This window comes from Prevotella sp. (assembly GCF_051059605.1).
GTDB lineage: Bacteria > Bacteroidota > Bacteroidia > Bacteroidales > Bacteroidaceae > Prevotella.
The window spans coordinates 2,665,616-2,680,926 of record NZ_CP050883.1 but is presented as its reverse complement, the minus strand read 5'-3'; the positions used below and the strand labels follow the sequence as shown (position 1 = coordinate 2,680,926).

11 protein-coding genes and 1 pseudogene are annotated in these 15,311 nt (G+C 36.9%); 8 read left to right on the top strand and 4 right to left on the bottom strand.

Going from position 1 to position 15,311, the window contains the following annotated elements:
• Window positions 1-178: 178 nt before the first annotated feature.
• Window positions 179-691 (bottom strand): hypothetical protein, encoded by a 513-nt coding sequence (locus HEQ28_RS10565; protein WP_434502218.1) that lies wholly within the window; start codon window positions 689-691, stop codon window positions 179-181.
• A 293-nt stretch (window positions 692-984) separates the two neighbouring features.
• Here HEQ28_RS10565 and HEQ28_RS10560 point away from each other — a divergent pair.
• Window positions 985-1,095: pseudogene (locus HEQ28_RS10560) on the top strand (winged helix-turn-helix transcriptional regulator); the annotation flags it as partial.
• A 40-nt stretch (window positions 1,096-1,135) separates the two neighbouring features.
• On the opposite strand, the gene HEQ28_RS10555 reads toward HEQ28_RS10560, so the two are convergent.
• Window positions 1,136-2,263, bottom strand: coding sequence for an MFS transporter (locus HEQ28_RS10555; RefSeq protein WP_434504458.1), 1,128 nt, complete (start codon window positions 2,261-2,263; stop codon window positions 1,136-1,138).
• 365 nt (window positions 2,264-2,628) lie between these two features.
• Here HEQ28_RS10555 and HEQ28_RS10550 point away from each other — a divergent pair, with 365 nt between their 5' ends.
• Together HEQ28_RS10550 and HEQ28_RS10545 are read left to right on the top strand one after the other, a co-directional pair.
• Window positions 2,629-3,255, top strand: a complete 627-nt coding sequence (locus tag HEQ28_RS10550; RefSeq protein WP_434502217.1) for a YceI family protein — start codon at window positions 2,629-2,631, stop codon at window positions 3,253-3,255.
• A gap of 321 nt (window positions 3,256-3,576) precedes the next feature.
• Complete coding sequence (locus tag HEQ28_RS10545) at window positions 3,577-3,933, top strand: winged helix-turn-helix transcriptional regulator (RefSeq protein ID WP_434502215.1); 357 nt, start codon at window positions 3,577-3,579, stop codon at window positions 3,931-3,933.
• Between the two features lie 24 nt (window positions 3,934-3,957).
• On the opposite strand, the gene HEQ28_RS10540 is transcribed toward HEQ28_RS10545, so the two are convergent.
• A complete protein-coding gene (locus HEQ28_RS10540) occupies window positions 3,958-4,617 on the bottom strand; it encodes an NAD(P)-dependent oxidoreductase (protein WP_434502213.1) in 660 nt (219 codons plus the stop codon).
• Window positions 4,618-4,870: 253 nt separating this feature from the next.
• On the opposite strand from HEQ28_RS10540, the gene HEQ28_RS10535 reads away from it, so the two are divergent.
• The 5 genes from HEQ28_RS10535 to HEQ28_RS10515 all read left to right on the top strand — a co-directional run bounded on the left by HEQ28_RS10535 (window position 4,871) and on the right by HEQ28_RS10515 (window position 14,065).
• Entirely contained in the window at window positions 4,871-7,471 is a 2,601-nt protein-coding gene (locus tag HEQ28_RS10535; RefSeq protein WP_434502211.1) for a beta-glycosidase, read from the top strand.
• Window positions 7,472-7,681: 210 nt separating this feature from the next.
• Window positions 7,682-8,167, top strand: a complete 486-nt coding sequence (locus tag HEQ28_RS10530) for a sigma-70 family RNA polymerase sigma factor (protein WP_434502209.1) — start codon at window positions 7,682-7,684, stop codon at window positions 8,165-8,167.
• A 10-nt stretch (window positions 8,168-8,177) separates the two neighbouring features.
• Window positions 8,178-8,798, top strand: coding sequence for a FecR domain-containing protein (locus tag HEQ28_RS10525; protein WP_434502207.1), 621 nt, complete (start codon window positions 8,178-8,180; stop codon window positions 8,796-8,798).
• Entirely contained in the window at window positions 8,795-11,353 is a 2,559-nt protein-coding gene (locus HEQ28_RS10520; protein WP_434502205.1) for a TonB-dependent receptor domain-containing protein, read from the top strand. Before HEQ28_RS10525 ends, HEQ28_RS10520 begins: the two co-directional genes overlap by 4 nt.
• Window positions 11,354-11,503: 150 nt before the next feature.
• A complete protein-coding gene (locus HEQ28_RS10515; protein WP_434502204.1) occupies window positions 11,504-14,065 on the top strand; it encodes an outer membrane beta-barrel protein in 2,562 nt (853 codons plus the stop codon).
• A gap of 53 nt (window positions 14,066-14,118) precedes the next feature.
• Here HEQ28_RS10515 and HEQ28_RS10510 read toward each other — a convergent pair whose 3' ends face one another.
• Window positions 14,119-15,243 (bottom strand): thioredoxin-like domain-containing protein, encoded by a 1,125-nt coding sequence (locus HEQ28_RS10510; RefSeq protein ID WP_434502202.1) that lies wholly within the window; start codon window positions 15,241-15,243, stop codon window positions 14,119-14,121.
• Window positions 15,244-15,311 lie beyond the last annotated feature (68 nt).

Here is a 15,311-nt window from a genome sequence, read left to right as displayed (position 1 = left end):
TAAATTATCACTACAAAGATAATATAATTAACTATAATTACAAAATAAACTGCCAATTGCGAATCGTTAAACACACATAACGATGTAAATAGATAATTTGCATTGTGAAATGAGAATGTTTTTGACTAGATATTATTATAATATTACTAAGAACAATTTTTATCCCACCTAATAAAAGCTATTTATGATAAGCCAGATAGGAGCTTAAGGCTAACAATATTAGTGGGAACAAATAATATAATATTCCGTAGATGCTATATTTAAGATGTTGATCAAATGTAAATTTTGAGAACTCCTCAAAATACGTTTTTTCTCTATCATCAATAATTTTTTTTTGAATTGGGTATGGTATAACGAATGCTAAAATAAGCGTTATGATACTACCTTTTGCCATATCAAAAATATAGGGAGTAAGATCTATGCCAAAAACATATAAAAAGACTATAATATCCGCAAGAAAAATAACATATCCAAGATAGAAAATTCCTGAAGCATAATAACTAACACTATAGGAAGTGTGATTCATATATTTCTGCTTCATTATCTCTCGATTTTCCCTGAGTACATGTCCTTTATTAAACAATGCATAAAATGGGTATGCAGTATAATATCCTACATTCCCAAAAAAGATTTGTATATATGTTATAAGCTCGTATAGCATATAATATGCATAGTTCATGACTCTTATCATAAAGTCTTTTTTGTTTAGAATTAAATTATCACTACAAAGGTAATATAATAAATTATAATCGCCAAAATATAAATCTATTCACTACTATCCTAAATAATTATTTATAGACTTTATAAACTGTTATAATTCAACATTAAGCAACAGCTTTCTATATCATGCTTGAATTTTATATATCCACAAATATACTAGTAACGAATACAAAAGTAATACTATTATCTTAAATGCTCTCGCTGACATTGAAAAATCTGGAGAGCAATAATCTTGTAAATCGTAAACTATAACCCGAAGTTACTCCTCGTTTAGAATACTTACTTGCCTATATTGGGAAAAACCTTATGCCAAGTCTTGATGGACTGATAAGATGGGCTAAAGAAAACTTCAATAATGTGGTTACAGCTAAATAAATTCCTTTTTATGAGTGAAGTCAACATGACCTTCTTGAAATTATTCTTTGTGAAGGCTTGCCAAAGAAATAACTAAGGATATAACAGCCATTCCCGCTCCCATAGCACAAACACCCGTCCATTCTGCTAACTTCCACCCCCAGCCAGCCAGAAAAGTTCCCAAACTGCCACCAATGAAATAGGTGGTCATAAAGATCGTATTCACTCGGTTACTGGCTTGAGGTATTTCCTGGATACATCCACTTTGATTACTAAGTTGTTGACACTGTAAGCCAACATCAATAATGACAATAGATATAGCCAATCCAGGATAACTATTACCAAAGAAAAATGCAATAGCCCAACCTGTAATCTGTAATATAGCACCTGTAATGGAAAAGTTGCCAATACCATATTGAGGAATATATTTGCCAATTCCTGAAGCTGCAACAGCACCTAAGATACCACACAGTCCCAACATTCCTACCATATTACTTCCGGCATAAAAAGGTGCCTGACCTAAATGAAAAGCCAGACAAGACCAGATAGACAGCATCGAGCCAAATCCAAAAGCTGCTCTGATGGAATTCAGTCGGATATGTGGATGGACAGCAATAATTCTCAGTATAGAACGCATCAAAGAACGATAATTCCCCTTAAAATTGGATTTCATTTCAGGCATTATCCGAAAAGAAATGAAGCAACTGACTATCATGACTGCCGAAGCAATAAAAAACATAGCTCTCCATCCTAACCAGTTACCCACATATCCACTCACAACTCTTGCAGTCAGAATTCCTATCAACAGTCCAGAAAGTACATAACCCATATTCCGAGCCTTATCTTTGGGGCTAGAGAACTGGCCTGCTATCGGAATGAATAACTGGGGAATCACAGAGCAAACACCGAGGAAATAGGAGGCAATCCATACCTGAATCAGACTTGGGGAAAAACCAATGATTGCCGAAGCAAGTGCTGCAGATAGCATACTAATGAGAATAATCACGCGTCGGGAATATAAATCACCCATAGGAATAATCAAAAATAATCCGGTTGCATAACCAATCTGAGTAATCACTGAGATTAAGTTAGCCTGAACTTCTGTAACAGAAAAATCCATTCGAATAAGTTCCAACAGCGGTTGATTATAATACAAATTGGCTACTGACACGCCAGCCAATATAGCCATCATCAAGATTAGATACCGAGGAATGCCTTTATTTTCTTCTAACTTTATCATAAATAAGAAACTCCTTTTAATTTTAGAATACAAAGATACATTTATTATAGCTAATGGCAATATTTATCTCAGAAAAAGAAATAGTTATCATTGAAGAAGGTAAGGGGGCGTGATATGACACTTGAGGTTTGCGTAGATCTTAATAGATTGATTATCAGCGTTTATAACAATAAACATCAGGGTATGTGAAGTAAGAGGCGGTTGTTTCGCTGTAGCTTCAAGAAACTTTTAATCAAATATGATAGTCTAGTTTATTCTTTTCTGAAATACGTACAGTCTTTATCCTTTTCTTTTATTATATTTGCAGTATAACAATGAATAAAATAAAAACAAAGAACATTAATGTTTCAATTAACAGTATAACAATGAAAAAATACATACTTCTAGCTGTAATCATGCTTTCAGCATTAGCAGCAAATGCACAGACAACATGGACAAATGATCCTCAGCATTCAAGACTAGGATTTGTCGTTAAACATCTTATGATTTCTGAAATAGACGGACGGTTCTCGGATTTCAGTGCAACAGTTATTACATCAAAGTCTGACTATAGTGATGCAAAAATCACTTTGGAGGCTAAGGTAGCAAGTATCAATACGGATGTCACGCCTCGTGACAATCATTTGAAGTCTGCTGATTTCTTTGATGCAGAGAAATATCCTACACTAACTTTTAAAAGTACCAAACTGGTAAAGTTGAATGCAAAAAAAGGCTATATATATGGTAACCTAACTTTCCATGGTATAACCAAACCAATTAAACTGAATGCGGTATTCTTCGGGAAGATAATCAATCCGATGAGCAAGCAAACTACTGCCGGATTCCAGGTAACAGGAGTAGTAAAACGCTCAGATTATAACCTTGGTCCAAAATTTCCGGAGGCAATGATCAGTAATGATGTGAGAATCGTCGCAAATATAGAATTCAGTCCCAATAAATAAGGATGAAAAATAGGATAATGTGAGTGTTTAAACGGAAGTTTTCTCAGAAATTCCTTAATTATAACATCCCTGCTCTTAAATAATAAGAACAGGGATGTTTTTGTATCAAGAATGACTTTATCTAATTGAAAACCCATAATAGGAAATTATTTCACTAGAACTTTCATATCATTATTAAATTAATGACATATAAAAAAACATGATAGCGTATCGAGCATATTAAATAATCTAACTTTATTCGTTAACTAAGATTAACCTAGTAACTAATAGTAACTATGTAGGAAATTGTTACTTTTGCAATAATAACAAAAAAAGAATACTATGCAAAAGAAAGAGAAAATAGTAAATCCTGAATATCTCACTTGTCCAATACGTAACGTTTTAGCCAAATTCGGTGATAAATGGTCTTTGCTCGTGCTATATCATTTATTTGTAGCAGAAAATGGAGTGATGCGCTTCAATGAACTTCGTAGAAACATGACAGACTGTTCACAAAAAATGCTCTCGCAGACATTGAAAAATCTGGAGAGCAATAATCTTGTAAATCGTAAACTATACCCTGAAGTTCCTCCTCGTGTGGAATACTCACTTACCGATATTGGTAAAAGCCTCATGCCAAGTCTTGATGGACTCATAAAATGGGCTAAAGAAAACTTCAATAATGTGGTAACAGCTTAATGAATTTGTGTTTATGACTTGCTATTAGTAAGCAACTGTGAAACGTTCTTTGTGATGCTTCGGTGTTTCTAGTTCATCAATCATTGCAACAGCGTAATCTTCAACAGAGATGAAGCTATCGCCTTTCTCGTCTACCAAAAGGTCATCCTTACCTACTCTAAACTTACCCGTGCGAACACCTGGTTTAAGATTACCGAGATTTGCTGCTGGAGACAGGAATACCCAATCTATATCATTCTCATTCATCAAAGTGTTGAGATAGAACTCACCAAGAGATTTCACACCAGGAAGCCAAGCCTCTGGTAAAGAACCTGTATCCATGAGGCGAAGACCTGGTTTTACAAACAAGGTACCTGCACCACCAACGATTAACAAACGAGGTACACCTGATTTCTTTGCGCCCTCTAGAATCTTTGGATAATACTTTAAGGTATCTTCATAGATATGAGGGTTTGCCCAACCAGGATTGTAAGCAGAAACTATCGCATCCTTACCTTCTGCTACCTTTGCCAATTCTGCAGGATCGGTGGAATCGATCTCCACTACATTCAAGTTCTCATTCTTTATAGTTACTTTGCTAGCATTACGCGAAATAGCTGTTACCTTATGTCCACGACTTAACAATTCATTTAAGAGTGCTGTTCCTACGAAACCTGTTGCACCGATTAAAACTACATTCTTCATTTTCGTTATACTTTAAGTTGTTAATAATATGTGTTTGTTATGGTGCAAATATACTAATTAGAAATACTTTTCACAAGTAGGTACTAAAAAGTAAGATAGTTACCAAAAAGTAGGAATTGTGAAATAATCGAAGCTGAAATTTTGCAGGTTAACTTTGATTAACCTTAGTACAAAATAGCATGAGGATGATATTTGACTACCGTTTTAAAATATTATTTATATCTTTGCACTCAACATCAACCATAAAAAACAAATGAGAACAAGAAGTTATTTTGCAATTATGTTTTTCATTGCTTTGAGCCCTTCTGTAAAAGCACAAAGGATAGACTTAGCAGGCGAATGGAAATGCAGTTTGCTTTCTGATAAAGACGGAAAGCAGATTGAGAATAATAGTATAACAACTAAAGAAATTATACTTCCAGGAACGACAGACACGAACCATTTAGGTTACCAACCATCTTCAAAGGAAGAGACTACTCACCTGACAAGATTGTTTGAATATCGTGGAAAAGCAAAATACGAACACGATGCTGTGATTCCGAAAACATGGAAGAACTCACGACCAACATTATTCCTTGAACGTACAAAACCTACACAGGTGTATTTGGACAACGTGTATATTGGTTCAAGCAACGATATATCAACACCTCAGAGATACACACTCCCAATAAAGAAACCTGGACTACACCACATTGCGATAATCGTGGACAACGCAAGCGGTGTGCCTCAACAGATTTACGGAAACAGTCATGCCTATGCAGAAGATACACAAACTAACTGGAATGGAATTATTGGGCAGATATATATCGAAGCAGAAAATGCAAAAGAGAACACTACAAATTCATGTAACGGAGAGATTAAAGACTGTTTTAAGGATTTCCATGCAGACCAACATCATTTCTTTGCCAACAGTCACGTGATTTTTTTGCGTGGGAAGCACGATGCATGCGTCTGGCCTATAACTGGGCACGTAGCGATGGATAAGCCGTCATGGGCAAAATATATGGGCAAATTGGCACAATATGGCATCAATCATATAAGGTTTCATTCATGGTGTCCTCCTGAGGCTGCATTTGCCGTGGCCGACTCAATAGGAATGTATCTGCAGCCAGAACTGCCTTTTTGGGGCGATTTCAACGCTTCAGATACAACTTTGATGACTTTTTTACATAAAGAAGGCGTGAATATCCTTAGAGAATACTCTCATCATCCTTCTTTCGTGATGCTGGCTTTAGGCAACGAATTATGGGGAAGCATTGAAAAAATGAAAGAGTTCACCGATGACTTCAGAAAAATAGCCCCGCACATTCTTTATACGTTCGGCAGCAATTACTATCTGGGATATCAAGGAATAAAAACAGGAATGGATTATTTCACTACTTGCAGAATCGGCGGTGAAGGTTGGGGAAAATACAACACTCATACACGTGGCTCGTTTTCGTATGCCGATGCTTACGAAGGCGGAATGATAAACCATTTTTATCCGAATTCATCGTTAAACTTTGACGAGGCTTGCGACAAGGCTACCGTTCCAGTGATCAGTCACGAGACTGGTCAGTTTCAGACTTATCCCGACTTCAACGAAATAAAGAAGTACACAGGGGTGTTATATCCATATAATATGGAAGTATTTTGCAAAAGACTTGAAAATGCGGGTATGCTTGATCAAGCAGAAGACTTTCATAAAGCTAGTGGAATGTGGAGCGCATTACTTTATAAAGCTGATATAGAAATGGACCTGCGTACAAAGAATATGGCAGGATTTCAGTTGCTCGACATTCAGGACTACCCTGGTCAAGGAAGTGCATACGTTGGTATCATGGATGCGTTTATGGACAGCAAGGGAATCGTTTCAAAGGAACAGTGGAGACAATGGTGCAGTCCGGTTGTCCCGCTTCTTATATCTGACAAATATTGTTTCAACAACAGCGAACATCTGAAGGCAAATATAAAAGTCGCGAATTATTCGGGCACACATTTCAACAACACACAAGTTTATTGCCAGATCAAACAAGGTAACAAATCTAAAGATTTCATCGTATTAGGAGGATTTATAAAAGAGGGATTGGATTCTATTGGAAATATTGACATCGATCTTTCACGATTTAAAGAGCCTATATGTCTTACGATGGAACTGGGATTTCTTGATGATACGGGCATGGCACAAAAAGGAATTGGATATAATACTTACCAAATATGGGTGTATCCTAATGAGAACCAAACTGAACAATTAAAGAAAGGGCTCATCATCACAAATAAGATGACCGATGAAATTGGACGAAAATTATTAAACGGAGCTAAGGTTTTGTTTATGCCTGATTCTACAGAATTTGTGAAATATCAGGTAGGTGGACTTTTCATGACTGATTACTGGAACTATCGTATGTTTAAAACGATTTGCGAGAACAACAAAAAGGCCGTTTCTCCAGGCACACTTGGAATACTAACCAACCCAGAACATCCTATATTTAATTATTTCCCAACTGAAATGCACACAAACTGGCAATGGTTCCCTATTATCAAAGAGTCTCATCCAGCAATACTGGACAATATGGGGAAAGAATACAAGCCGATCGTACAGGTGATAGACAATATAGAACGAAATCACAAACTTGGACTGATATTTGAATTTCAGATTGGCAAAGGCAAACTTCTTATCTGTATGAGTAATTTGGAAAAGACACTAGAATATCCTGAAGGCAAAGCATTTTATGAGAGCGTATTGCGCTACATGCATTCAGACAATTTCTGTCCGAATACACATCTTTCAGATATAAATGCCTTAAAGACTATGTTGCAGCAGAAACTGGAAAATAAGAATATGGATAAACTTAATAATATATCACAGTATTAAGAACCATAAAGGCTACCCCCTAGGTAGCCTTTATTATTACTGTTACTATTTCGTTTTTATGCATTCTGTTCACGATTATCATATAAATGATTTGTTTAGGAGTCAATTTGGAATACTGTAATATTTTAGACATTCATTCAAACTTTTTTATTTTCATGGTTAGGAAAATCAAAACTCATTCGTTATATACATGACAACAGCAAAATAAGTATGCAAAAGAAAAAAGATTTTGAAGAGCTTTTCAGAAATAACTATAAGCAGATGTTGAGACTATCCATGCTTATAATCAAAGACGAAGAGGAATCTAAAGACATTGTGAGTGACATATTCACAAGCATTTGGGATGGAACGATCAATCCCTATGTAGATAAGCCGCAAAACTATCTTCTGATGTGCGTACGCAATCGCTGTCTCGACTTGCTTAATCACAAGCGTACCAAAGAGCGTGTGTACCGTTTGCTCACCCTTGAGTCTTCCCTGCCATCCATTGCCATTAATAATGACACACCCGATATGCAGAGACTCAGAGAGATGGTAGATACCCTTTTAACGCCCAGAGACAGGCAAGTACTTATTATGAAATATGAGCGTAAGATGAAGTATAGAGAGATATCCGACGAACTTAACATAAGTCAGGTGGCTGTATATAAACATCTTTCACAAGCTCTTAAAACGTTAAAAGCCAATTTCAAATAAACGGATGAATATGGAAACGAATGAAAAAATAGAACGGTTGCTTGATATGACAGAGCATCCCGAGCATTATTCTGAAGAGGAGATGCAGGAAATCCTTGCAGACAAAGAAACCCGCGAGTATTATGATCTTATTATTAAGACAGACGATGCCTATACTAAGAGCCATGATGTAGATGTAGACAAAGCACTGCAAGAGTTTGAGACAAAGCATAGCCACCATTTCTCATTGAGCAAGATAGCAGCCATATTGATTGGCATACTATTGGTATCGGGTATAACCTATGCAGCAATAGTCATTAATCGGAGTTCCTCTAATAAACAATCTGTCCGGAAAGCACAGATTGAGCAAGTGATGGCAGACAAGCCTGCCAAGAGCATCAATGCAGAAACTACCGATACCACCACCACACAAAAAGAACAGTTATTTGATAACGTAGAGTTACAAACCATACTTGATGACATATCCTCATATTACAAACTAAAGGTGATTTATCATTCAGACAAGTCAAGACATCTGCGTCTGCACTTTTACTGGGATAAGACCAAGGATGCAGAAACCATCGTAGAGTCGTTGAACCATTTTGAAAATGTGAACATGACATTGACAGACAGTAAAATAGATGTAAAATGAAAAGATATATATTATTTCTGATTGCATCTTTCGTTACTATCTCAGTCAGTGCTCAGAGAATCACACATGATTTTAGAGATGTATCCATGTCTAAAGCCCTCAAGATTATAGAGGCGAATACAAGTAAGTACAAGATCAACTTTATCTATAATGAACTTGAAGACTTTACCGTTACTACGAGCATTGATAATAAGACTGTGCCCGATGCCATAAGAGACGTGATAGGTTTTTATCCCATAAGGATGACGGTCGATGGAGATAACATCTTTGTAGAGTGTGTACAGAAAGAAAGCACGAAACTGATAGGAGAGGTTGTCGACAAGAGAGGTCAACCCATAGTTTACGCCAATATATCTTTGCTGTCTGCCAGAGACTCAACATTCATCAATGGTGGAGTAAGCAATCTGGCAGGGCAATTTGTCATCCCATGCGGTGCAAAGCATGTCTTGGTCAAAATATCCTGCATAGGCTATAAGACCATTTTGAGGCCATTCGATGTCGGGGATATTGGCAAGATAGTCATGACAGAAGATATGCAAGTAATCAAAGGCGTGATTGTTAAAGGCTCTAGGCCGTCAACCCGCCTTATCTCAGAAGGATATACCACTCAGGTTAGTGGCACACTCCTCGCCAATGTGGGAGATGCCCGTGATGTGCTCAAAGAGATACCACGTATCCACGAGAATAATGACGAGTATACTGTTTTTGGCAAGGGCACTCCCCTCATATATATCAATGGCAAGAAGGTTACAGACAATTCTGATTTAAAGCGCATCACCTCACAAGAAGTGAAGAGTGTGGATGTCATAACCAGTCCCGGTGCGCAATACGATGCAGAGGCACGTTCTGTGATAAGGATCAAAACCACCCGTCAACAGGGCAACGGCCTTAGTGGCAATCTGCTCGCTTCGGCGAATTTTGCCAGAAAGAACTCGATAAATCAACTTATTTCTCTCAACTGGAGACACAACGGACTTGATATTTTCGGAACATTCAATGCCATTAGCAGAGGATGGTGGAACGACCAAGTAGTGATCAGCCAGAAATACTTCGCCAAGAATAGAGTGGATATGACCCAGACTACCAATATGCGTATCCGCAGGAACATCTTTACAGGCAATTGGGGCTTCAATTATCAGTTAGATGATAACAACTCCCTGGGTTTAAAATATTCTGTAAGCAAGACACTGCCATCCTCTAAAGGGTTTGGTCGTCAGAATTATACAGTATACACCAATGGCACATATACAGGTGCTGTGAAATATTACGATGATGAGAGCGCATCGTCTGATGGCCCCAACCATGAAGTCAATGCATATTATTCGGGTATTATAGGCCGCCTGCACTTAGACTTTAATGGTACACTCTATTGGAAAAAGAGCGTCACCATTCAAAATGCCACCGAACAGAGCAATGAGTTTGATAACAGAACCATCAATGCAGATGCCCCAAGTCATAACAGGATGGCAGCAGCTAAGTTAGTTGTCACCTATCCACTAGGCAATAAAGTAAGCCTAAATGCAGGTACAGAGTATACCAACACCAATAGTAGATCAGCTTACGTTAACCAACAGAACTTCATCACATCGTCAGACGATAGCATAACAGAACGTAATATCGCGGCGTTTGTCGGCTTAGATATCCAATGCGGTAATTATAAGTTTAATGGAGGTTTGAGATACGAGCACGTAAAGTCAAATTATTACTCATATAACGTTTTTCAAGACGATGCAAGCCGTAAGTATGATAATTTTTTCCCTAATCTTAGTATAGCATATTCAAACAAAGGATGGAATACAAGCCTTCATTTCACAGAGAAGACAGAACGCCCTGATTATAATCAACTCTCCGGTTTCATCAGATATGATGACAGATACACCTATGAGGGTGGAAATCCACTACTCCGCCCTATGAAAATCTATAATATAGAGTGGAATCTACAGTATAGTTGGCTAACTCTCTCAGCCGACTACACTTATGATAAAGATCAAATAATGTACACCTCTTCCATTTACAACAATTCTGATATTATCCTTGCAAAATATACTAACATAGACCACCGTCAGAACTTGAATTTCTCAGCCACCGCATCCCCCGTCTTTGGTCTTTGGCATCCGGTAATCGAGATGGATTTTTACAAGCAGTTTCTTGATACCCGTCAATATGGCATTGACTTGACTTTACAGAGACCTCAATGGGATCTTTCTATCAACAACCGTTTCGTATTCAAGCATAACTGGATCGTAGAGTGCAATTATGAATACAGCACATCTTACGACGATCGTTTTGATCGTAGAAGTAAATATTCTGAATTCGATTTGGGTATAACCAAGTTGTTACTTAATACTCGGCTCATGACCCGTCTGCAAGTTACAGACTTATTCAATACCAACAAAGAAGACGACTTCAATCACTACAGTTCATGTTTTAACTTCCAAAAGTATGTAACTCCGAATTACCGTGGCATACGTCTAACCATATCATATCGCTTCAATAATGCGGGTAGTAAGTATAAGGGTACAGGAGCAGGTAATGAAGAGAAAAAGAGATTATAGGCGTGAAAGATTATTAATTGACGATAGCACTGTATCAGTACCAAGCATCTGCGTCTGCACTTTTATAGGGATAAGACAACTGATACAGAAATCATCGTAGAGTCATTGAACCATTTTGAGAATATGAACATTACATTGACAGACAGTAAAATGAAAAGATATATATTATTTCTGATTGCAGCTTTTGTTGCTATCTCAGTCAGTGCACAGAGAATCACACATGATTTCAGAGACGTCTCCATGTCTAAGGCCCTCAAGATTATAGAAGCGAATACCAGTAAGTACAGGATCAACTTTATCTATAACGAACTTGAAGACTTTACCGTTACTACGAGCATTGACAAGAAAACTATTCCCGATGCCATAAGAGACGTGATAGGCTTTTATCCCATAAGGATGACGGTCGATGGAGATAACATCTTTGTAGAGTGTGTACAGAAAGAAAGCACGAAACTGATAGGAGAGGTTGTCGACAAGAGAGGGCAGCCCATAGTTTACGCCAACATATCATTGCTGTCTGCCAGAGACTCAACATTCATCAATGGTGGAGTCAGCAATCTGGCAGGCAAGTTTGTCATTCCATGCAGTGCAAAGCATGTCTTGGTCAAGGTGTCATGCATAGGATATAAGACGATTTTAAGGCCATTCGATGTCGGGGATATTGGCAAGATAGTCATGACAGAAGATATGCAAGTAATCAAAGGTATCGTTGTCAAAGGATACCGTCCAATCATTAAGCATGAGGAAGACAAAACAATCTTTGATATTAATCAGATGCCAAAAATTGAGAACCTAACGTCCAAAGATGTATTGAAGTTTGCACCTGGAGTAATAATAAATTCAAATGGCGACATCAAAATGGCAGGGAAGAAAGCAACAGTTTTCGTTAATGGCAGACAATTGTCTGATGAAGAACAAAGTACTTTCATGACAAGTCTTAAAGCTTCTGAAATATCAAAAATAGAGTTGTCTCAAAATCATGGTGGTGAAAATGATGCAAGCATTCAAGGTGGTATCATAAATATTATAACCAAGAAAAACAGACATGGTTTTACTGGTAATATGGATTTATATTCAAGTACACCACAGTCAGGATATTACAATATTACACCGTCTGCAAATATGTTTTTTGGTACAGAGAAATGGAACATATATGGCAGTTACTCATACACTAAAGCAAGAGCTTCACAATATGGTGAAACAGAAAATAATTATTTATATAACGGCACTAAGCACGCAGAAAAAGGAAGTTATCTAAGCTTCAAGAAACAGCACGTGTATCGTATTGGAGCTATTTTTAATGTTACTCCAAAACATACTTTTGGACTAGAGTTAAATGGGATAAGTAGTCTGCCAACTACACATTATGGAAAAAATGACGTGACATATACACTAGAAAACAATAAGTTTTTTAATGGAGAAGAACTATCGCATTATTATAGTCATTCTGATTTTTATAATATCGTAGGGTCGTATAATTGGAACTTTGATAATCAGAAGAGTTTGCTAAAAGTATTATTAAACTATAATAATAAAAATCAGAAAACTGATAATCGATTAGAAACAAACTATCTGAATTATTCAGAGAAAGATGTAAATGAAACAGATGTAACATCTGCACAATCGCATAATATCACATCAAATATTGATTTACGAAAGAACTTTCTTGGACAATGGAGTTTCTTATCAGGAGTAAAACTTCTAATCAGCAAAAGGAATAGTTTTTATTCTGTAGATAACAATATTGATGCTAGCAGAACTACTGCAGGATGGAAATATAGAGAAAATATCTATGGTGGATATATAGGAGGTTCCAAGAATATAGGGAATTTGTTTTTAAAATTAAACTTTCGTCTTGAGAAGACAAACATTAATGGTCATGTAGATGACAACAATAATATTAGTATAAACTATACAAATTTTATTCCTTATATTTTCGCTTCATACAATACAGCCCACAGTTATGAGTATTCTTTTTATTACACAAAATCAATTAACAGACCGCAATTCTTTTTGATGAATGGATATGTTAATCGCATATCAGATGTATTGTATGACAAAGGAAATCCTAATTTGAAAGCAGAAGTAACAGACATGCTAAACTTTACCGTTTCTCATGCAAGACATACGCTATCATTGATATATAATCATACACCGAATACTATTACCGAGTATTTTGAAGTTGATAATGGGATCACTTACCACACAAATATCAACTATGGTATAACATCATCCCTGATGCTCAATTACTCATACAGCGGTTCAATTTTCAAGTGGTGGCAAACAAATTTATACCTATCAGGAAATTATACACGCATCCCACAAAGTTATTATAAAACAAAACTATTTGGCGGTGAAATGAGCTTTAATAACAGAATGATCTGGAATCATTTTGGAATACTTTCCATTGGTGCGTCCTACAATTCACCATTTATAAGCGGAAACTTATATTGTAAAGGTAGTACGACTATGGATTTGTCAATAGAGCACTCTTTTTTAAAGGATGCATTGACAATACAACTTGGTACTGATGACTTATTTAACGGTAGTAAAACAAAAGCTACTAATCGCGTTCCAACACTAGAATACAATGTATATATTAAGAATCAGACACGTCAAATATGGTGTAGAATCGCATATAATTTTTCTACAAAGTCAAAAACAAATAAAAACAAAATTGATAACTATAACAGTATAAAGGATAGACTGTAGAAAATTTAAAACTGATAACGCCACGGAAGTTTCCGTGGCGTTATCAGTTTATTTTATTTTGAGAATGTATCATCAAGGAACTTATAGAAAGCTGGATCCTCACCAACTATAGTCTTAACAATCTTTCCGTCAGGACCTATAAGAATCTTTGTAGGGAAGCCCTGTATTGCATAACCGTCAAGAGCATTACTACCCTTTGGGCAATATACATGCAGCCAAGGTAATTCATGCTTCTGTACAGCCTCTTTCCATTTGGCTTCTGTATCATTGCAGTCTACACCAAGAATCTCGAACTTACCAGCATATTTGCTATAATATTCCTTCATCTGAGGCATACCCTTAATACACCAGATGCACCATGAGCCCCAGAAATCAACGAGAACATACTTTCCACGCAAACTTGAAAGAGTCAACGGCTTACCATTTATATCATTCAATGTAAAGTCAGGTGCTAGAACACCAGAAGCCTGTGCAGCCTTTGCTTTAGCCTCACGTTCAGCTTTAACCTTATAATTGTCTAAAACTGTCTGATAGAAAGGTTTCAGTCTACCATTCTTTACGCTCTCTGCCAACAGAGCGACACCAGAATTAATTGTATCCGCATCAAGATTGGTAACGGCAACAGCACTAGCTTCCCAATCAGCATGGTTCTTTATGAAAGAAAGTATAGCCGAAGTGATAGCCTTCTGAAACTCAGGAGCTTTTGCCTCGTATTCCTCCATTATCTTGCCACGATCTTCACCTGCTGCAACACGCTTGTCAAGACTTGCTTCAAAATCAGTCATCGGTTTGCTTGCAGTCTCTAAAATGCGGTCGAACTCGCCATACTGCTTATAAAACTGACTACCGCTGATATCATATCTTGTAGCAAGGTCACCTGTAAGAACTGCCATTTCACCAGGAACAGCGGGGATGACGACACGTTTGCTCTCAGTTCGGCGCATAGTACCAGGAGACATAAGATATATATTTGATGGTTCAGCGACATTAAGCTTTGCCTCAAACTTATTGTTCTTTACAAGGATTGTATCTCGCACATAATCCTTGTTAACAGGAACAAAGGCAATTATAGTATCGCCAAAGTTCTTCAGTTCACCCTTAACGGTAAAGTTACCGTTGTCTGCGAATGTAGCCTGTGCTGAAAGCAACATTGCAATACCTAAAAATAATTTATTCATGTAACTGTTTTTTATTATTATCGCTATTTACATACAAATGTACAACCTAAGCGAATATAAATGAATAT